Genomic DNA, 19,737 nt, shown 5'->3' on the forward strand with positions numbered 1-19,737 from the left:
GCCCGAGGATAAGGCAGTGCCATGACCTACGACCGTTATGCCCCGCATCTGCGTGCGACTCTCGCGCTCGGCCTGCCGCTTGTCGGCAGCCATCTCGCGCGCATGGCCATAGGGGTGGCCGATACCGTGATGATCGGGCGCTACGGCGTCGAGGAACTGGCCGCGCTGGTGATCGCCACCTCGTTCTTCCACATCCTGTTTTTTCTGGGCATGGGCTTCGGCATCGGCGTGATGGGTCTGATCGCCGCCGCCATTGCGCGCGGCGATGAAACCGAAGTGCGGCGTTCGGCTAGGATGGCGTTGTGGCTGTCGATAGCCCATGCGCTTCTGGTCATGCCGGCTATGTGGTATTCGGAACCCATCCTACTGGCCATCGGTCAGGAGCCGGTCGTCGCCCATTTTGCGCAGCAATATCTGCGGATCGCGGGTTTCGGCATGCTCCCGGTGCTTTGCGCTCTGACGTTGAACAGCTACCTTGCCGCGATGGAGCGTACGCAGGTCGTCCTGTGGATCACCCTGATCGGATTGCCGGTCAATATCTTCCTGAACTGGGTTCTGATCTTCGGTCGTCTGGGGGCGCCCGAACTGGGCGTCGAGGGGGCCGCGATTGCCTCGCTGACGGTGCAATTGCTGCAGATGGTGGCGTTGATCGCCTATGCCGCATGGCTGCCGGCGGCGCGCAAATATCACCTGTTCCAGCGCTTCTGGAGGCCGGATTGGGCCGAGCTGAAAGCTGTTTTTGTGCTGGGCTTGCCAATCGGCCTGACCATGCTGGCCGAGGGCGGGCTGTTTGTCGGCTCGAATGTGATGATGGGCTGGATCGGCACGCGCGAACTGGCCGCGCATGGCATTGCCCTGCAACTTGGCGCGATCACCTTCATGCTGCATCTGGGCATGTCGAACGCGGCCACCGTGCGCGTCGGTCAGGCGATGGGTCGTGGTGACAGGACGGGTATGCGCGATGCTGCGGTGACAGTGACGATGGTATCCTTTGCCTTTGCCCTGATCGCGGTCGCGGCGTTCCTGCTGTTCCCGCGCACGTTGGTCGGGTTGTATCTGGACGCGAATAATCCCGAAACTCCGGTCCTGCTCGAAATCGGCGCGGGGCTGATGTTCTATTCGGCGCTGTTCCAGTTGACCGATGCGATGCAGGTCATCGGGCTGGGCCTTTTGCGCGGAGTGCAGGATACGCGGGTTCCGATGGTGATCGCGGTGATCAGCTATTGGCTGGTCGGGATACCGGTTGCCTACGGGTTGGCATTCGTCATGGGCGTCGGTCCGGCAGGGCTTTGGTTGGGACTTGTGGCTGGCCTGACCGTGGCGGCGATCTTGCTGATGCGACGCTTCTGGCAGGGGCATGCGCGCGGGGACTGGACCCCGGCGCAAGCCCCGGTCTAGGTTGGCGGCGACTAGCTCAGGAGGTTCGCCATGCGCCCGGTATTCGTTCAGTTCCGTTGCACACCCGGCAAGACCTATGAGGTTGCCGATGCGATCTATGACCGCGAAATCGTCAGCGAGTTGTATTCGACCTCGGGTGATTTCGATCTGATCGCCAAGATCTATGTGCCCGAGGATCAGGACGTCGGCAGGTATCTTGCCGAGCAACTCTTCGATATCCCGCATATTCTGCGCACGCTGACCACGATGACGTTCAAGGCGTTCTGATCGGGGCAGGGGCTTCGCGCCCTGCGCGAGGGTCCGGATCGTTCCGGAAACACGGATGCCTGATGTTGCGGCCTCTTGCATAGGGTCGGGATTTGCGGTTCTGGTTCCCGCATGACGAGACTTCGCTTTGCCCCGATCCCCGCCGGTCTGCCTGCCACGGTGCCCTTTACCGGTCCCGAAACGCTGGAGCGTCGCCGCGGCGTACCTTTCGTCGCACGTCTGGGCGCCAACGAGAACGGCTTCGGACCTTCGCCGAAGGCGGTCGAGGCCATGGCGCGGGCCTGCGCTGAGGCATGGAAATACGGTGATCCCGACAACCACGATCTTCGCGAGGCACTGGCCGCGCATCATCGCGTCGCGCCTGAAAACATCATGGTGGGTGAGGGGATCGACGGGCTGTTGGGGGTGTTGGTCCGCCTGACGGTCGCACAGGGAGATGTCGTGGTGACCTCGGACGGAGCCTATCCGACCTTCAACTTCCATGTCGCCGGTTTTGGCGGGCTGCTCCACAAGGTTCCCTATCGCGACGACGCCGAAGACCCGCAGGCCCTGACCGCCGCCGCTCGCGACGTCGGGGCGCGTCTGGTCTATCTGGCCAACCCCGACAATCCGATGGGCAGTTGGCACTCCGGTGCGCTGATCGAAGCTGCGCTGGACGAACTCTCGGCGGATTCGCTGCTGGTCCTTGATGAAGCCTATGCGGAATTCGCGCCCGATGACGCGATCCCCCAAATAGACCCCGAAGATGATCGCGTGATCCGGTTCCGGACTTTCTCGAAAGCATATGGTTTGGCGGGGGCGCGCATCGGCTATGCCATCGGACCGGCCAAGCTGATCGCGGGTTTTGATCGCATCCGCAACCATTTTGGCGTCAACCGTACGGCGCAGATCGGTGCCTTGGCTGCGTTGCAGGACAATGACTGGCTTGAGCAAACCCGACGCAATGTCGGTGCAGCACGCGAGCGCATTTCGGCCATTGCCCAAGACAACGGTCTCACGGCCCTGCCGTCCGCCACCAATTTCGTGACGATAGATTGTGGGGCGAATGGCGATTTCGCCCGCAAGGTCTTGGCCGGCCTGTCTGATCTTGGCATTTTTGCCCGGATGCCGGGGACTGCGCCGATGGATCGCTGCATCCGCATCTCTTGCGGTCCCGAAGCCGAGATGGCCGCCTTCGCCGAGGCGCTGCCGATCGCGCTGGCTAAAGCGCGCGAGGTCTGATCCCCGCGCGGTCAGCCTTGACCGCTACTCCAATGGCAGGGCCGTCGTCGCCTTGAGTTCCTCCATCGAGAGCAAGGCGGTGACGTTGTGGATTTTCACCTCCGAGATCAGCGCCTGATAGAAGCGGTCATAGGCACGCGCGTTCCGGACCCGGACCTTCAGGATATAGTCGATATCTCCGGCCAGACGGTGGGCCTCGATCACTTCGGGTCGGGCGCGGACGGCGGAAAGAAATTTGCGCGCCCAGTCGGGGTCGTGCTCGCTGGTCCGGATCAATACGAAGAAACACGCATCCAGACCAAGTGAATCCGGGTCGAGCAATGCGACCTGTCCACGGATGACGCCTGCCTCGCGCAATTTGCGAATCCGGTTCCAGACGGGGGTCTTCGACGCCCCGACTCGGGCCGCGATGTCGTCCAGTGACAGGGTCGCGTCCTCCTGCAACAGGGACAGGATTTTGCGATCAGTGTCATCCAGCCGTGTCGGTGTTTGTCTGTCTTGGCTCATTGCGAAATTTGGTCCTGTATGGCCGCCCGTCGGCTGGAACCTGTTTCTTATTTCTGTGCCCCACTCGTCAATACAGGGAAGAATTTTCTATATATGGCTGACCCATTCCGAAAGGCACAAGGCCATGTCCAAGACCTTCACCCCCTCGATCGCAACGCCCGCCGTCATTACCGCCAATGATCTGCGCATGGGCCATTGCGTCTGGATGCGTGACGGTGGCTGGACCGCCGACCCGCGCGAAGCGCAGCTTTTCGAAGACGAGGCGATTGCCGATCTCGCCATGCTCGACGCGATCGGTCAGGCGAATATCGTCGTCGGCCCCTATCTGGCCGAGGCCAAGCGCGGCGCAGACGGCCGCCCCGAGCCGACCCATTTCCGCGAGGCCTTCCGCCGCCGCGGCCCGTCCAACTACTTCCATGGCATCCAAGCCGAACTCGAGGCCAGCAATGTTTGACGCCCGCCCCCAGCATAACGAGTACCTGCGCTATCGTGCGCAGCAGTTCCGTAGCCAAGTCGAGCGTCGGCTGGATGGCAGCCTGACGGAAGACGAGTTCCGCCCGCTGCGCCTGATGAACGGCGTCTATCTGCAGCTTCACGCCTATATGCTGCGCGTGGCCATTCCTTACGGCACGATCAGCCCGGACCAGATGCGTACCCTCGCGCTGCTGGCCGAGAAATGGGACAAGGGCTACGGCCATTGGACCACGCGTCAGAATATCCAGTATAACTGGCCGAAACTGGTCGATATTCCCGATATGCTGGACGCTTTGGCCGATGTCGGCCTGCATGCGATCCAGACCTCGGGCAACACGATCCGCAACGTGACGACGGATGCCTTTGCCGGTGCCGCCGCCGACGAAATCATCGATCCGCGCCCCTATGCCGAGGTGCTGCGCGCTTGGTCCACCGATCACGCCGAATTCCAGTTCTTGCCGCGCAAGTTCAAGATCGCCATTTCTGGCGGCGAGAAGGACCGCGCGGTCATCGCCGCCCATGACATCGGTCTGCGGCTGCGCCGCAACGAGGCGGGCGAGTTGGGCTTCCAGGTCTGGATCGGCGGCGGACTGGGCCGCACCCCGATCCTTGGTCAGGTGGTCCGCGAGTTCCTGCCCGAGGCAGACCTGCTTCCTTACGTCGAGGCGATCATCTCGACCTATAACCTCGCCGGTCGCCGCGACAACAAATACAAGGCCCGCATCAAGATCACCGTCGCCGAGCGCGGCCTTGACGTGATGCGCGAGGAAATCGAGGCCGAGTTCCTTGTCCGCCGCGCTGTCTTCACCGGCGTCGATCAGGATCTGGTCGCCGAGTTCAAGGCGGTCTATGCCGCCCCCGCCTTCCGCAATGCCGAAGACGGCGACTACGAAGAACGCCGCGCCGCCAATGTCGGCTTCCGCAGTTGGACCGATACCAACCTGCAGGCCCACAAGGCACCGGGCTATGCCAGCGTCATGGTGACCTTCAAGGCTCCGGGCCAGACGCCCGGCGATGCCTCGGCCGCGCAGATGAACCTGCTGGCCGATCTGGCCGAGCGTTACGGCCATAGCGACCTGCGCATCAGCCATGACCAGAACGTCGCCCTGCCGCATGTCCATAAATCAGACCTGTTCGCGCTTTACAGCGAGCTGAAGGCGGCTGGCCTCGCCACCGCCAATGCCGGGCTGATCAGCGATATCGTCGCCTGCCCGGGCATGGATTACTGCGCGCTGGCCACCGCCCGCTCTATCCCGATCGCGCAAGAAATCGCCGATCATTTCCGCGCCCGCGACATCGAGGATGAGATCGGCAAGATCGACATCCGCATCTCGGGTTGCATCAATGCCTGCGGCCATCACCATCTGGGCCATATCGGCATCCTCGGTCTGGACCGTGCGGGCGTCGAGAATTACCAGATCACGCTGGGCGGCGACGGCTATGACATTCCGGCCATCGGCCAGCGCCCCGGCGCGGGTTTCCCCGCCGAGGAGGTGGTCCCGGCCATCGACCGCATCATCAATACCTATCTGGACCTGCGCGACTCGGTCGAGGAACGCTTCATCGACGCCTATCGTCGCGTGGGGGCAGCACCGTTCAAGGCGGCGCTGTATCCGGTCAATGCTTGATGGCAGCCTGGATGATCGCGCAGCGCTTCTGAACGACCGTTACAAGCATCACGCCGCGACCGAAGTGTTGCGGCGGGCGCTGAACGATCCCGATCTGGGCCGGGTGACGCTGGTTTCCAGCTTTGGATCAGAATCGGTCGTGCTGCTGCATATGGTCTCGTTCGTGGCGCCGGGCACGCCGGTCCTGTTCATCGACACGCAGATGCTGTTCCCCGAGACGTTGGATTACCAGCTTGAGGTCTCGGAAAAGCTGAAGCTGACCAATGTGCAGGTGGTCCGCGCCTTGGACAGCGAGGTCGCGCTGAACGATCCCGACGGCACGCTGCATCAGTTCAGCACCGATTCCTGCTGCGACCTGCGCAAGACCATTCCGCTGGAGCGCGAGTTGGGCAAGTTCGACGCCTGGATCACCGGCCGCAAGCGGTTCCAAGGCGGCGAGCGTCAGGAGTTGCAGTTCTTCGAGGCCGAGCCTCCGGCGCGGTTGCGGATCAACCCCTTGGCGCACTGGCGCAAGGAAGACGTTCAGGACTATATGGCCGAGAACAACCTGCCGCGTCACCCGCTGGTCGCCAAGGGCTATGCCTCGATCGGCTGCGCGCCTTGCACCTCGCCGGTGAAGCCCGGCGAGGACCCCCGCGCCGGTCGCTGGCGCGGCAGCCAGAAGACCGAATGCGGCATCCATTTCATCGGCGGCAAGATGGTCCGCGCAGGAGCAAATTCATGAGCGATTTCTACCTTGTCCGCGATGACGGCTTCCACCCTTTCGACGCCACGCAAGATGGGGCCGAGCCGGTTTCCCTTGCCCCGGATGTTGATCCGGCGAGTTTGGGTGACTATCTTGGGCATGATCTTCTTGCCATCGAGTTTCCCTCTTTCAGCGATGGGCGCGGCTTCACGCTGGCGCGTCTTCTGCGTGAAAAGGGCTACAAGGGGCGGCTTCGCGCCGTGGGCGGGCTGATTGCCGACCAATATGCCATGGCACGCCGCGTCGGTTTCGACGAGGTGCGCATTTCCGCAGCGCTCGCCCAACGCCAGCCGCAGGAGCAATGGCTTTACCGCGCCGACTGGCAGCAATGGGATCACCGTTCGCGCCTTGCCGGCTGAGCTTGCCGGGGTTTCCCCCAGCTTCCTGATGACTTAGATAAACCGGGACCCTGACATGACACTGGATCTCTCCGTGGCCGACGCTGCCGTGAAACCCGCCAAGACCCTGCCCGATGCGCAGACCGTGACCTCGGTCCAGCATTGGAGCGATACGCTGTTCTCGTTCCGCGTGACGCGTCCTGCCAGCCTGCGCTTCCGCTCGGGCGAGTTCGTGATGATCGGCCTGCCGGGTGATAACGGCAAACCGATCCTGCGCGCCTATTCCATCGCCTCGCCCAATTGGGACGATGAGCTGGAATTCTATTCGATCAAGGTGCCGGACGGGCCGCTGACCTCGAAGCTGCAGCTGATCCAGCCGGGCGATGAGATCATCCTGCGCCCTAAACCGGTCGGCACGCTGGTGCTGGACGCGCTGCTGCCCGGCAAGCGGATGTGGTTCCTTGCCACCGGGACGGGCCTTGCGCCCTTCGCCTCGCTGATGCGCGACCCGGAGACCTATGAGCGCTACGAGCAGGTCATCATGATGCATACCTGCCGCACCGCCGAGGAACTGACCTATGGCCGCGAGCTGGTCGAGAACCTGAAGCATGACGAGCTTCTGGGTGAGATCTATGGCGAGGACTTCGCCAAGCGTCTGCTCTACTACCCGACCACGACCCGCGAAGAGAGCCCCTTCATGGGCCGGATCACCGACAACCTGACCTCGGGCAAGGTGTTCGAGGATCTGAACCTGCCGCCGATGGATGTGGCGAATGACCGCGCCATGGTCTGTGGCAGCCTTGCCTTCAACGTCGACGTCAAGGCGGTGCTGGAAGGCTTTGGCCTGCGTGAAGGCGCGAACAGCGACCCGAAGGAATTCGTGGTCGAGAAGGCTTTCGTCGGCGAAGGCGTGTGATTTCGGCGGGGGCGTTTCGCCCCCGTTTTTATGCTTTTGCGGTCCGTTGAGCTTCCTCGCGGGCCGTTTCGCCTTCTACGGGAATCTTGACCCCAAAGACGGCGAGCGTTGACAGTTCGCCGGGGGATGCCCATTTTCCCCGCCCGAATCATCTCGAAGGATTGCCCATGCCTGTCGTCGTCGTCGAATCTCCGGCCAAGGCCAAGACGATCAACAAGTACCTTGGCGACGATTATACGGTTCTCGCGTCCTTTGGGCATGTGCGGGACCTGCCGCCCAAGGATGGCAGCGTCGATCCCGAAGCCGATTTCGAAATGAAATGGGAAGTCGCCTCGGATTCGAAAAAGCACGTCAAGGCGATCAAGGATGCGCTGGCCTCGGACCCGAACCTGATCCTTGCTACCGACCCCGATCGCGAGGGCGAGGCAATTTCATGGCACCTGCTTGAGACGCTGGCCCCGGCGCTGAAGAAGGGCGCACAGGTCAGCCGCGTAACCTTCAACGCGATTACCAAGAATGCCGTGACCGAGGCCATGGCGGCCCCGCGCCAGATCGATCAGCCGCTGGTCGATGCCTATCTGGCACGCCGCGCGCTGGATTATCTGGTCGGCTTCAACCTGTCGCCCGTGCTGTGGCGCAAGCTGCCCGGCGCGAAATCGGCGGGCCGCGTGCAGTCGGTCGCCCTGCGGGTCATCGTCGACCGCGAAATGGAGATCGAGGCATTCAGGGCCCGCGAATATTGGTCGGTCCATGCCAAGCTTGCGACCCCGCGCGGCGATCAGTTCGATGCGGCGCTGACCGTCTATGGCGGCAAGAAGCTTGAGCGCTTCGACATCGCGACCGAGAAGGACGCGATGCTGGCGGTCTCGGCCATCGCGAGCCGCGATCTGAAGGTCGCGAGCGTTACCGCGAAACCGGCCAGCCGGAACCCGTGGCCGCCCTTCATGACCTCGACCTTGCAGCAAGAGGCCAGCCGCAAGCTGGGCCTTGGCGCGCGGGCCTGCATGTCGGCGGCGCAGCGGCTGTATGAAGCGGGCCACATCACCTATATGCGGACCGACGGTATCGACATGGCCCCCGAAGCCGTGATGTCGGCGCGCGACGCGATCAAGAAGCGTTTCGGCGAGGAATACCTGCCGTCGAGCCCGCGCATGTACAAGAACAAGGCCAAGAACGCGCAAGAGGCCCATGAATGTATCCGCCCGACGGATATGTTCATGTCGCCCGACAAGCTGCCGGTGTCCGACAAGGACCAGAAGGCGCTGTATGACCTGATCTGGAAGCGCACGATTGCCAGCCAGATGGAATCGGCCCGGATGGAGCGCACGACCGTCGAGATCGCCTCGGATGACGCGCAGGTGGGTCTGCGCGCCAATGGGCAGGTCATGATGTTCGACGGCTTCCTGAAGGTCTATGATCAGGGCCGCGACGATGAGGAAGACGAGGACTCGCGCCGCCTGCCGCTGGTCAAGGAAGGCGAGAAGGCCGACAAGCGTTCCGTCAGCCCCGAGCAGCATTTCACCCAAGCCCCGCCGCGCTATACCGAGGCGACGCTGGTGAAGCGCATGGAAGAGCTGGGGATCGGTCGCCCCTCGACCTATGCCTCGATCGTCACGACCATTCAGGACCGCGACTATGTCCGCAAGGAACAGAACCGCCTGATCCCCGAGGACAAGGGGCGGCTGGTCACGATCTTCCTGCTGAAATATTTCCCGCGCTATGTGAGCTACGATTTCACGTCGAGCCTTGAAGGCGAGTTGGACGACATCTCCTCAGGCGAGCGCGCCTATCGCGAGGTGCTGCGCCGCTTCTGGAAGGATTTTACGGCTGCGCTGGAAGGGACTTCCGAACTGCGGATCGGTGAGGTGCTGGAGGCGATCGACGAGGCGCTGGCCCCGCATTTGTACCCGGCGCGTGCCGACGGGACCGATCCGCGCGAATGCCCGCTGTGCCACAAGGGGCGGCTGCATCTGAAGACGGCGCGTTCGGGCGGGGCCTTCATCGGCTGCACCAACTATCCCGAATGCCGCTTTACCCGCCCGATCAGCAGCCCCGAGGGCGAGGTTGTCGGCGATGCGGTGCTGGGCACCGACAATGGCGACGAGATCAGCCTGAAGAATGGCCGCTTCGGGCCTTATGTCCAGCGCGGCGAGGCGACGGCGGAAGTGCCGAAACCGCCGCGTGCTTCGGTGCCGAAGGGCTGGGATCTGGCCTCGGTCGATCTGGAGCGGGCCTTGGCGCTGCTGGCGCTGCCGCGCGAGATCGGCGCGCATCCCGAGGATGGCGTGGCCGTCGAAGCCGGGATCGGTCGCTATGGTCCCTATGTGAAGCATGGCGCGAAATATGTGAACCTGCCCGATGTCGATGAGGTCTTTACCATCGGCATGAACCGCGCGGTCGAGGTTCTTGCCTCGAAAGTGGTGCGGGGCAGGGCGGCGGCAGCCGCGCCTTTGGTCGAGCTGGGCGAGCATCCCGAGGGCGGCCCGGTGCAGGTTCTGGCCGGGCGCTATGGGCCTTATGTCAAATGGGGCAAGGTCAACGCGACGCTGCCGCGCGATCTGGAGCCAGAGGCGGTCTCGCTGGAGCGCGCGCTGGAGCTGATCACCGAAAAGGCCGGCAAGACCAAGAAACCGGCGAAGAAGGCCCCGGCCAAAACCGCCGAGAAAAAGCCCGCCGCCAAGAAGGCCGCCACCAAGACTGGCACCAAGACCGCCGCCAAGAAGCCTGCCGCGAAGAAGGCGGCGACCAAGGCACCGAAGGCCGAGTAATCCGGCAATTTCGACATGTCCTGCCTCGAACGCGATCCGTTCGGGGCGGGATTTTTCATGCCGCGGTGCGGCGCGTTGACTTCGCATCCCATCCCCGCCAAAAATTTCTGAACTTCATGCGGAGGAGCGGATGAAAAAGATCTATGGCAGCGCGGAGGCCGCGCTGGAGGGAGTCTTGCAAGACGGGATCCTGATTGCGGCGGGGGGCTTCGGGCTCTGCGGCATTCCCGAATTGCTGATCGGCGCGATCCACAAATCGGGCGTCAAGGACCTGACCATTGCCAGCAACAATTGCGGCGTGGACGGGTTCGGCTTGGGCATCCTGCTCGACTCGCGCCAGATCAGGAAGATGATCTCGTCCTATGTCGGCGAGAATGCGGAATTCATGCGCCAGTATCTGTCGGGCGAGCTGGAGCTGGAATTCAACCCTCAGGGCACTTTGGCCGAGCGGATGCGGGCGGGCGGTGCGGGTATTCCCGGTTTCTACACCAAGACCGGCGTCGGCACGGTCATCGCCGAGGGCAAGGAACACAAGGATTTCGACGGCGAGACCTATATCCTTGAACGCGGTCTGGTCGCCGATCTGGCCATCGTGAAGGGCTGGAAGGCGGATGAAAGCGGCAATGTGGTCTTTCGCAAGACCGCGCGCAACTTCAACGTTCCGGCGGCGAAATGCGGGCGCGTCTGCATCGTCGAGGTCGAGGAAATCGTCCCGACCGGTAGCCTTGATCCGGATGCGATCCACTTGCCGGGTATCTATGTCCACCGCCTGATCCAAGGCGCGCATGAAAAGCGCATCGAACAGCGCACCACCCGCAAGAAGGAGACCGCGTGATGCCTTGGGATCGGAACCAGATGGCTGCCCGCGCCGCGCAGGAATTGCAGGACGGCTGGTATGTGAACCTTGGCATCGGCATCCCGACGCTGGTCGCGAACTACATTCCCGAGGGCGTCGAGGTCACGCTGCAATCGGAAAACGGCATGTTGGGCATCGGCCCCTTTCCCTTTGAGGGCGAAGAGGACCCGGACCTGATCAACGCGGGCAAGCAGACCGTAACGGCTTTGCCGCAGACGGCCTTCTTTGACAGCTCGGAAAGCTTTGCGATGATCCGCGGCGGCAAGATCGCCATGGCAATCCTTGGCGCGATGGAGGTCTCAGAGACGGGTGATCTGGCGAACTGGATGATCCCCGGCAAGCTGGTCAAAGGCATGGGCGGCGCGATGGATCTGGTCGCGGGCGTCAAACGCGTCGTGGTGGTCATGGATCACACCAACAAGGCGGGCGAATCCAAGGTGCTGAAATCCTGCACCCTGCCGCTGACTGGCCAAGGCGTCGTGAACCGCATCATCACCAATCTGGGGGTGCTGGATGTGGTCGAGGGCGGGTTGAAAATCGTCCAGACCGCCGATGGCGTGACCGAGGCCGAACTGCGCGCATCGACCGAGGCGACCATCGTCGGTTGAGCTTTCGATCCGATCGCATTAGGGGGCGGCTTGCCCCCTGATGCAGCTTGGCTGCCGATTCCCCTTGGGCATCCGAAGAAAAAGGAACGCAGCGTGCTTGGCCCGGACGAGATCACAGGACTTTTCACCCGCGACGGACGCTATCTTTGCGCGCGCTGGGGCAGACCGGTCGCTCCGGTCATTTTCGGCCTGTCGGATGAGACGCTGGAGATATTTCGCAGCGTGACCCGCACGGCTTTGGCCCATGCCGTTCACTCCATCGTTGAGACTGACCCCGAAATGGGTGCGAACCTGATGATGTTCTTCGTCCGTGACTGGGACGATCTTGAGGATATACCCGACCTCGCACAATTGACCGGCCAATCCGACCTGCCCGAACGGCTGAAATCGGGCAAGGCGGACCAGTACCGCATCTTCCGCTTCGACGCCGATGGCGGCATCCGTGCTTGCATGACCTTCGTGAATATGGGCGGCAAGCTAGCCGATGCCCATCCGGCGGAATTGGCCGAGGCGATGATGATGCGCGCCATGCTGACCTTTGCCCGCGAAGTCAACCCGTCGGCGGCACTGGCCGAGTTGATCCGTGCCGCCTATGATCCGGTCATGCCCGTCGCGGCCACGGACCCCTCGCATGCGCTGCGCCTTGCCGCGCGCCTGCCGCGTCGCTGAAAGGAACCCGCCATGCACCAGTTCCCCGTCCGCGTCTATTACGAGGATACCGACCTTGCAGGCATCGTCTATTACGCGAATTACCTGAAATTCATCGAGCGCGCCCGCAGCGAATGGCTGCGCGCCGTTGGCGTTGATCAGGTCGCGATGAAGTCCGAGGGGCTCGTCTTTGTCGTGCGCCGCATCGAGGCGGATTACATTGCTCCGGCCCGTTTCGACGACAACCTGACGGTCCATTCCAGCATTCACGAGATGGGTGCCGCGCGGATCACCATGTGCCAGAAGGTGCGGCGCGGGGACCAGTTGCTGTTCTCGGCGGTGGTGACGCTGGTCTGCATCACCGAGGCTGGCCGTCCCGTGCGCCTGCCTAAAGATGTGACCTCACGGTTCGTCGATACCGAATCCCGTTGTTCCTGACGCAGAATTGACGTGAGCGGGCTTTGTCTGGCCGCGTCGTTCTGCTAATCGGCAGGCGAGAAGCCGCGCTGCAGCGGCCAAATTCACAGGCCTGATTCATGGAACAACTCGCCGGAGCCGGTCAGCCGGTCGACTTTTCTCTGATCGCGCTATTTGCGCGCGCGTCGCTGACCGTCCAGATCGTGATGGTGATGCTGATCCTCGCCTCGTTCTGGGCCTGGGCGATCATCATCCAGAAATTCATCAGTTACGGTGCCGCCAAACGCGAGGCCGATCGCTTTGACCGCGTCTTCTGGTCGGGCCAGCCCTTGGACGATCTGTTTGATCGTGTCGGCGAGGATCCTTCGGGCGCGTCCGAACGCATCTTTGCCGCTGGCATGACCGAGTGGCGTCGCAGCCACCGCGACGATGGCGGGTTGATCGCCGGGGCGACCGCTCGGATCGACCGCGCGATGAATGTCGCCATCAACCGCGAGAACGACCGCCTGACCCGTGGGCTACCTTTCCTTGCCACCGTCGGCTCGACCGCGCCGTTTATCGGGCTGTTCGGTACGGTCTGGGGCATCAAGACCGCGTTCGAGGAGATCGCCATCTCGCAGAACACCTCGCTGGCCGTGGTCGCACCCGGTATCGCCGAGGCGCTGGTTGCAACCGCACTGGGCCTGCTGGCGGCAATTCCGGCGGTGATTTTCTATAACAAGCTCAGTTCCGATTCCGATCGCCTTGTCGGCAATTACGAATCGTTCTCGGATGAGTTCTCGACCATTCTCTCGCGCCAGTTGGACGACGAATAATGGGCGCGGGGGTCGTCAAAAGGGGACGTCGGGGCAGGGGGCGCGCCAAGTCCCAGCCCATGGCCGAGATCAACGTCACGCCCTTTGTGGACGTGATGCTGGTGCTTTTGATCATCTTCATGGTCGCGGCTCCGCTGCTGACTGTAGGAGTTCCGCTGGAACTGCCCAAGACCGCCGCCCAATCCGTTCCTGCCGAACCCGAGGAGCCGCTGTCGGTCTCGATCTCGCCCGAGGGGCCGATTCTGGTGATGACTTCGGAAGTGCCCGAGGACGAGTTGATCACCCGCTTGCGCGCCGTGGCCGAGGAACGTCAGAGCGACAAGATCTATCTGCGCGCCGACGGCTCGATCCCCTATGCCCGCATCATGGAGGTCATGGGCGCGCTGAACGCGGCTGGTTTCAACAACATCGTGCTGGTGACGGACACGGGTGGCCCCCGCATGGACGGCCAGAGCACCGAAGGCTAGGGCGATGGATCGCGCTGACCGCATCGGCTATTGGGTCTCGGGTGTCGCGCATGCCGGGTTGCTTGGCTTTGCGGTCGTCGGAGGCGCATTGTTCCGGCCCCAGCCGCTGGAAGCGATCCGCATGGCCGAGGTTTCGACCATGTCCGAGGCCGAGTTTCAGGCCTTGGCTTCGGCCGCCGCCGGTGCCGGGCCTGTCTCGGATGTGGCGGAAACCACGCCGGCACAACCGCAGCCCCCCGCTGATGAGGTCGTCGCGGGTGCACCCGAGGCGCAAAGCCCGCCTGAACCGGATGCCAATGCAGCCGCGCTGAGCCGTCCGACCGAGGAAGCCGAGGCGCAGCCCGATCTGTCGGATTTCCAGAACGAATCCCGTCCGGTTGCTGTCGCGACTCTTGTCCCGCAACCGAACCAGCCCAATCAGGCTGACGAGACAGCGGCGCTTCCTGCGGATGCGGCGCGGCCGAATCCGGCGCGGGAACCGGCGCAGACGCAATCGCCGGCCCCTGTACCGCAGAGATCGCAACAGGCTCCGATCGAATCGGCGCGTCCGAATGGTCGGCCGGAAGGTCTGGCCGAAGCCATCCAGGCCCGTCGCGAAGCCGCCGAAGCTGCGCGTCAGCGTGAACTGGTGCTGGCCCGCGAGGCCGAGGAAGCCGCTGCCGAAGAAGCCGCCGCCAAGCGTCGCGATGAGGCCGCTGCCAAACGCGCCGCCGAAGAACGCGCGCAGGACGAACGCCGCGAGGCCGCGCGCCGCGAAGAGGCCGAATCTGCCCGCAAGACCGCCGAAGCCGATGCGCGCGCACGCCGTCAGGCGGCCGCCGAGGCTGCGGATGCTGACGCGCGTAAAGCCGCCGAAGCTGCCGAGAAAAAACGTGCCGCCGAACAGCGCGCTGCCGAGGAAAAGGCAGCGGCCGCCGAGAAAGCTGCGGCGGAAAAGGCCGAAGCCGATAAACGCGAGGCTGCTGCCAAGGCCAAGAAAGAGGCGGAAAAGAAAGCCGCTGCCGAGAAGGCCGCCGAAGAGAAGCGCGTCGCGGAAAAGAAGGCCGCCGAGAAAGCTGCCGCTGAAGCCAAGGCAAAGGAAAAGGCCGAAGCCGAGCGCAAGGCCGCCGAAGCCGCCGAGAAGAAGGCCGCATTGGCCGAGGCCAAGAAGAAGGAAGAAGGCTCGGCCGGAGCAGGCGGGGGCGGGGCTGCGGCAAATGGTCCGCCGCTGAGCCAGGGCGAGAAGGACGGTTTCCGCGTCGCCGTCGAGGCGTGCTGGAACCGTGGCTCGCTGTCGACCGAGGCCAGCCGGACCAAGGTGTCGATCAGTTTCTCGATGTCGCCGGACGGCATGCCGGAATCCGGTTCTTTGAAGATGATCAATCACAACGGCCCGTCCGATGCGGTTGCCAAGCAAGCCTACGAGGCTGCCAGACGGGCGATCCTGATGTGTGCGTCCCGCAATGGCGGCTACAAGCTGCCAGCGGAAAAGTACAATCGCTGGAAGGATATCGTCATCGACTTCAATCCAAGTGGAAGCGCCACGATCAAGTAGTGCCATGGCATACCCGAGCCGGACGCTTTAATTACCCTGCAACCAGACCTCACGAGGGCGATTCATGTTGCGTAAACTTTTCCTGACCTCCGCCTTGGCCCTTGCCGGTCTTGGCCTTGCTGCGCCTGTACTGGCGCAGGACGGCCCGCTCCGGATCGAGATCACCGATGGTGTGATCGAGCCGATGCCGTTCGCAATCTCGACCTTCCACGATGAGGGAGGCGCGGGCGAGCTGCTGTCCCAGGTCCAGAACCTGATCGCGGCCGACCTGACCGGAACGGGCCTGTTCCGCGAGATCCCGTCCACCGCCCATATCGCCCGCCCCGATGGCTTTGAAACTCCGGTCGCATACGAGGACTGGAAGGCGATCAATGCGCAGGCTTTGATCACCGGCGCGGTTCGGGTCGAGGGTGGCAAGGTCATCGTCAAGTTCCGCCTGTTCGATGTGTTCGCCGGCCAGCCTCTGGGTGACGGGATGCAGTTCGACGCCTCGACCGGCAACTGGCGTCGTGCGGCGCATAAGGCCGCTGATCAGGTCTATGCCCGCTTGACGGGTGAGGGCCCCTATTTCGACAGCCGTGTGGCGTTCGTGCAGGAAAGCGGTCCCAAGGATGCCCGTCGCAAGCGGATCGGCGTTATGGATTACGACGGTGCGAACGTGAAGTACCTGACCGACGATTCCTCGCTGGTGCTGGCGCCTCGCTTTTCGCCGGACGGGTCGAAGCTGCTTTACACGTCGTTCGTCTCTGGCTTCCCCAAGGCGATGATGCTGGACGTGAACTCGCTTGGCAGTCGCCCGTTGGCGGATCAGCAGGGTATGAGCTTCTCGCCGCGCTTCTCGCCGGATGGGCGCTGGATCGTCTATTCGCTTGAGAAGAACGGGAACACTGACATCTACCAGATGGATGCAGCCAGCGGCGCGCAGCGCCCGCTGACCAACGCTCCCTCGATCGAGACCTCGCCCAGCTTCAGCCCGGATGGCAGCCAGATCGTGTTCGAATCCGACCGCTCCGGCCAGCCGCAGCTTTACATCATGTCGGCCAGCGGCGGTGAGCCCAAGCGTATCAGCTTTGGCAGCGGTCGCTACGGCACACCGGTCTGGTCGCCCCGTGGCGACATGATCGCCTTTACCCGCCAAGAGGGCGGGAAATTCCACATCGGTGTCATGCGGACCGATGGTTCGGAAGAAAAAATGCTGACTGAATCGTTCCTTGACGAGGGCCCGACTTGGGCCCCCAATGGGCGGGTCGTGATGTTCACACGCGTGACACCGGGCGGCAATGGCGAACCGCGCTTGCATTCGGTGGACATCACGGGGCGCAACATGCGTCCGGTCAAGTTGAATGGCGCGGCCTCGGATCCCGATTGGGGTCCCTTGCTGCCGTAAACCGCGGGGACTGGACAGAGTTATGAAGATTATTGTGAAATTTGCGGCGATCGGGGCGCTGCTGACCATTGCGGCATGTTCGCGTCCGGCCCAGCAAGGGCCGCTGGTCAACGACCCCTATGCCAATATGAACCAGTCCGGCGTCGGTGTTGGCACGTTGCCCGGCACCGCCGAGCATTTCAAGGCGACAGCCGGCGACACCGTACTGTTTCCGGTGGACCAGTCGACCCTAACCCCCGAGGCTCGCACCATCCTTGCCAATCAGGCGGGCTGGCTGAACCAGAATCAGGGCTTCGCCGCCCGGATCGAGGGTCATGCCGATGAGCAGGGGACGCGGGAATACAACCTTGCACTCGGCGCGCGCCGCGCAAGCTCGGTGCAGGAATACCTGATCTCGCAGGGTGTGGCTTCGGGCCGCCTGAGCACGGTGAGCTACGGCAAGGAACGCCCGCTTGCGATCTGCTCGACCGAGGAATGCTATACCAAGAACCGCCGCGCCCAGACGGTGGTCAGCCCCGGAGCAGGCATGTGATGGGAACGCTCAAAAGCATCGTTCTCGCGGCCGGTCTGGCGCTGACGGCGCTGCCTGCCGCGGCGCAGGACCAGCAGACGCTGGCTGATATCAGGTCCGAGCTGAACCAGTTGACCGCCGATCTGCAGAACCTGCGCGGCGAGTTGGTCGCCTCGGGTCCGGCGGGCTTTGCGGCGGCGGGTGGCGACAGCGCCATCGACCGGATGAACGCGATGGAAGCGCGGCTTGCACAATTGACCGGCCAAACCGAGCAGTTGCAGAACCGCGTTGACCGCGTCGTCAAGGACGGTACGACCCGTATTGGCGATATCGAGTTCCGCCTTTGCGAAATGGAGGAAGGTTGCGATCTGGGCAGCCTGACCACACCGACGCTGGGCGAGCAGGGGGACGCATCGTCCCCGCTGCCGTCCTCGGATCAACAGGGCGCGCTGGAAAAGCCCGTCGCCACTCCCTTGGCCGGGGCCGCCACCGCGGCGGAAAAGGCCGATTTCGACCGGGCCCGGGAGGTGCTCGGTCAGGGTGACTTTCGTCGTGCTGCAGACCTCTTTGCGGCCGTCGCCCAGACCCATGCTGGCGGCCCACTAACTGCCGAAGCGCTGTTCCTTCGCGGAGCGGCGCTTGATTCAGCAGGCGACCTGCCCGCGGCGGGTATCGCTTGGCTGGAAAGCTTTGCTGCCAATCCGAATGGCCCGCAGGCGCCGGATTCGCTGCTGGGCCTTTCTCGCGCGATGAGCGCCAAGGGTGGCCCCGAGGAGGGCTGCTACTATCTGCAGGAAATTCTGGCCCGTTTTCCCGCCGCCCCGCAAGCAGCCGAGGCCGAGCGTCGGATGACCGAGGCGCAATGCGCCAGCGCCTTTGACGGTGAAGTGACGTCCGACCCCGAAATGATGGACCCCGAGGCGGCCGCGGACCTTGCCGATGGCCAGTGATCCCGACCTTTCGCGGATCAGAACCCCAACCACTCAGGACCCCGTCTTCGCAAAGAGCGGCGCCGCGTTGAACCGGTTGGCGGGCGATCTGCCCCGAATTGGGATCGCATTATCCGGAGGTGGCGATTCCACCGCCCTGATGCATTTGGCCCATGCCTGGGCGCAGGGTCGGGTGCTGATGGCGGCGACTGTGGATCATGGTTTGCGCGCCGAATCCGCCGAAGAGGCCCGTCAGGCCCATCGCGCGGCCTCAGCTTTGGGGATTCCGCATGCAACGCTGCTTTGGCAACGCGACAATGACGCGGGGAACCTGATGGCCGAGGCGCGGGACGCTCGGCTTCGGCTGCTGTCGGGATGGGCCATGCGCAACAATCTGGATGCGGTGCTGTTGGGTCATACGATGGATGATCAGGCCGAAACGCTGCTGATGCGGCTGGCGCGTGGCTCGGGCGTGGACGGGCTGGCCGGAATGGCCGATAGCCGCAGCGCCTTTGGGACGCGCTGGCTGAGGCCAATCTTGGGTGTTTCGCGGGCCGAACTGCGTGATTGGCTGACGGCACGCGGGATCGCATGGATCGACGACCCGTCAAACGAGAATGCCGATTACGACCGCGTTCGTATCCGCAAGGCATTGCAGGTGCTGGATCTTCCGGCTTTGCAGCTGGCGCAGACAAGCGCGAATATGGCGATGGCCCGCGATGCGTTGCAGGATTTTGCCATGCAGGTAGCAACGGGGGCCAAAGCGCAAAATGGCGTTTTGAGGCTGCCGCTGACCGCCTTCCGACGCGCTCCGCAGGAAATCAGACGGCGACTTCTTGTCGCAGGGCTGCGGTTTGTGACGGGCGGGGATTATCCTCCGCGACGCGAGGCCGTCCTGCATGTCCTGAACGCGCTAAACACCGCCCCGCGCATCACGCTGGACGGTGTGATCGCCGAGCCGCGTGGCGACTGGCTGCTTTTGCAGCGCGAGCCCGCAGCGGCCGCAAAGGCCATGCCCGTAGCACCGGAAGCCGGTGATGACGCGCTGTGGGACGGGCGTTGGCGTCTTGAGGGGTTGGTCGCGGGGAACGAGGTCCGCGCTTTGGGATACGAGCCGCTTCCGGCGCTGAACTGGCGGGCTTCGGGATTGACGCGCGACGAGGCCGCAGCCAGTCCCGGCGTCTGGATGGACGGCGCATTGATCGCCGCGCCGCTTCTGACAACCCATGCAAAGATTGCCGCTGTTCCGCTGCGCGGCCTGCCAGAATTCCAAGCTTTGCTCTATACTCATTGAACCTGACGC

21 protein-coding genes are annotated in these 19,737 nt (G+C 63.5%); 20 read left to right on the forward strand and 1 reads right to left on the reverse strand.

All coding sequences use genetic code 11. From position 1 onward, the window contains the following. Positions 1 to 21: 21 nt before the first annotated feature. The 3 genes from GL286_RS08050 (at position 22) to GL286_RS08060 (ending at position 2,886) form a co-directional block, all read left to right on the forward strand. Positions 22 to 1,398: an MATE family efflux transporter gene (locus GL286_RS08050; RefSeq protein ID WP_155095049.1), complete on the forward strand. Its 1,377-nt coding sequence runs from the start codon at positions 22 to 24 to the stop codon at positions 1,396 to 1,398. A 30-nt stretch (positions 1,399 to 1,428) separates the two neighbouring features. Next, on the forward strand, positions 1,429 to 1,665 hold the full coding sequence (locus GL286_RS08055; RefSeq protein WP_155095050.1) for an Lrp/AsnC ligand binding domain-containing protein: 237 nt from the start codon (positions 1,429 to 1,431) through the stop codon (positions 1,663 to 1,665). Between the two features lie 111 nt (positions 1,666 to 1,776). Beyond that, the gene (locus GL286_RS08060; RefSeq protein WP_155095051.1) at positions 1,777 to 2,886 is read left to right on the forward strand and encodes a pyridoxal phosphate-dependent aminotransferase; all 1,110 of its coding nucleotides are present in this window, start codon (positions 1,777 to 1,779) and stop codon (positions 2,884 to 2,886) included. Positions 2,887 to 2,910: 24 nt separating this feature from the next. On the opposite strand, the gene GL286_RS08065 is transcribed toward GL286_RS08060, so the two are convergent. Continuing rightward, positions 2,911 to 3,393, reverse strand: a complete 483-nt coding sequence (locus tag GL286_RS08065; protein ID WP_155095052.1) for an Lrp/AsnC family transcriptional regulator — start codon at positions 3,391 to 3,393, stop codon at positions 2,911 to 2,913. A gap of 124 nt (positions 3,394 to 3,517) precedes the next feature. Here GL286_RS08065 and GL286_RS08070 point away from each other — a divergent pair, with 124 nt between their 5' ends. The 17 genes from GL286_RS08070 to tilS all read left to right on the forward strand — a co-directional run bounded on the left by GL286_RS08070 (position 3,518) and on the right by tilS (position 19,728). After that, positions 3,518 to 3,847, forward strand: coding sequence for a DUF2849 domain-containing protein (locus GL286_RS08070; protein WP_155095053.1), 330 nt, complete (start codon positions 3,518 to 3,520; stop codon positions 3,845 to 3,847). Next, positions 3,840 to 5,495 (forward strand): nitrite/sulfite reductase, encoded by a 1,656-nt coding sequence (locus GL286_RS08075; protein ID WP_155095054.1) that lies wholly within the window; start codon positions 3,840 to 3,842, stop codon positions 5,493 to 5,495. Before GL286_RS08070 ends, GL286_RS08075 begins: the two co-directional genes overlap by 8 nt. After that, positions 5,488 to 6,219 carry a phosphoadenylyl-sulfate reductase gene (locus GL286_RS08080; protein WP_155095055.1) on the forward strand — a complete coding sequence of 244 codons (732 nt, stop codon included), beginning with the start codon at positions 5,488 to 5,490 and terminating at the stop codon, positions 6,217 to 6,219. The genes GL286_RS08075 and GL286_RS08080 overlap by 8 nt, the downstream gene beginning before the upstream one ends. Continuing rightward, positions 6,216 to 6,599, forward strand: coding sequence for a DUF934 domain-containing protein (locus tag GL286_RS08085; RefSeq protein WP_155095056.1), 384 nt, complete (start codon positions 6,216 to 6,218; stop codon positions 6,597 to 6,599). The genes GL286_RS08080 and GL286_RS08085 overlap by 4 nt, the downstream gene beginning before the upstream one ends. Positions 6,600 to 6,654: 55 nt before the next feature. After that, positions 6,655 to 7,494 (forward strand): ferredoxin--NADP reductase, encoded by an 840-nt coding sequence (locus GL286_RS08090; RefSeq protein WP_155095057.1) that lies wholly within the window; start codon positions 6,655 to 6,657, stop codon positions 7,492 to 7,494. 167 nt (positions 7,495 to 7,661) lie between these two features. After that, positions 7,662 to 10,262 carry a type I DNA topoisomerase gene (topA, locus tag GL286_RS08095; protein ID WP_155095058.1) on the forward strand — a complete coding sequence of 867 codons (2,601 nt, stop codon included), beginning with the start codon at positions 7,662 to 7,664 and terminating at the stop codon, positions 10,260 to 10,262. A 130-nt stretch (positions 10,263 to 10,392) separates the two neighbouring features. After that, entirely contained in the window at positions 10,393 to 11,097 is a 705-nt protein-coding gene (locus GL286_RS08100) for a CoA transferase subunit A (RefSeq protein WP_155095059.1), read from the forward strand. Further along, positions 11,097 to 11,726, forward strand: coding sequence for a 3-oxoacid CoA-transferase subunit B (locus GL286_RS08105; protein ID WP_155095060.1), 630 nt, complete (start codon positions 11,097 to 11,099; stop codon positions 11,724 to 11,726). The genes GL286_RS08100 and GL286_RS08105 overlap by 1 nt, the downstream gene beginning before the upstream one ends. A 93-nt stretch (positions 11,727 to 11,819) precedes the next feature. Further along, a complete protein-coding gene (locus GL286_RS08110) occupies positions 11,820 to 12,395 on the forward strand; it encodes a hypothetical protein (RefSeq protein WP_170295113.1) in 576 nt (191 codons plus the stop codon). Between the two features lie 12 nt (positions 12,396 to 12,407). Then, positions 12,408 to 12,812, forward strand: a complete 405-nt coding sequence (gene ybgC / locus GL286_RS08115; RefSeq protein ID WP_155095061.1) for a tol-pal system-associated acyl-CoA thioesterase — start codon at positions 12,408 to 12,410, stop codon at positions 12,810 to 12,812. A 98-nt stretch (positions 12,813 to 12,910) separates the two neighbouring features. Continuing rightward, positions 12,911 to 13,606 carry a protein TolQ gene (tolQ, locus tag GL286_RS08120; protein ID WP_155095062.1) on the forward strand — a complete coding sequence of 232 codons (696 nt, stop codon included), beginning with the start codon at positions 12,911 to 12,913 and terminating at the stop codon, positions 13,604 to 13,606. Continuing rightward, complete coding sequence (locus GL286_RS08125; RefSeq protein ID WP_155095063.1) at positions 13,606 to 14,073, forward strand: ExbD/TolR family protein; 468 nt, start codon at positions 13,606 to 13,608, stop codon at positions 14,071 to 14,073. The genes tolQ and GL286_RS08125 overlap by 1 nt, the downstream gene beginning before the upstream one ends. Positions 14,074 to 14,077: 4 nt before the next feature. Next, complete coding sequence (locus tag GL286_RS08130) at positions 14,078 to 15,607, forward strand: protein TolA (RefSeq protein ID WP_155095064.1); 1,530 nt, start codon at positions 14,078 to 14,080, stop codon at positions 15,605 to 15,607. Between the two features lie 64 nt (positions 15,608 to 15,671). Next, positions 15,672 to 16,994 carry a Tol-Pal system beta propeller repeat protein TolB gene (tolB, locus tag GL286_RS08135; protein WP_155095065.1) on the forward strand — a complete coding sequence of 441 codons (1,323 nt, stop codon included), beginning with the start codon at positions 15,672 to 15,674 and terminating at the stop codon, positions 16,992 to 16,994. Between the two features lie 22 nt (positions 16,995 to 17,016). Continuing rightward, entirely contained in the window at positions 17,017 to 17,526 is a 510-nt protein-coding gene (gene pal, locus GL286_RS08140) for a peptidoglycan-associated lipoprotein Pal (protein ID WP_155095066.1), read from the forward strand. Next, positions 17,526 to 18,455: a tetratricopeptide repeat protein gene (locus GL286_RS08145; RefSeq protein ID WP_155095067.1), complete on the forward strand. Its 930-nt coding sequence runs from the start codon at positions 17,526 to 17,528 to the stop codon at positions 18,453 to 18,455. The genes pal and GL286_RS08145 overlap by 1 nt, the downstream gene beginning before the upstream one ends. After that, positions 18,445 to 19,728, forward strand: a complete 1,284-nt coding sequence (gene tilS, locus GL286_RS08150; RefSeq protein ID WP_155095068.1) for a tRNA lysidine(34) synthetase TilS — start codon at positions 18,445 to 18,447, stop codon at positions 19,726 to 19,728. Before GL286_RS08145 ends, tilS begins: the two co-directional genes overlap by 11 nt. The last annotated feature ends 9 nt before the right edge of the window (positions 19,729 to 19,737 follow it).

This window comes from Paracoccus aestuariivivens, from assembly GCF_009711225.1.
Taxonomy (GTDB): Bacteria; Pseudomonadota; Alphaproteobacteria; order Rhodobacterales; family Rhodobacteraceae; genus Paracoccus; species Paracoccus aestuariivivens.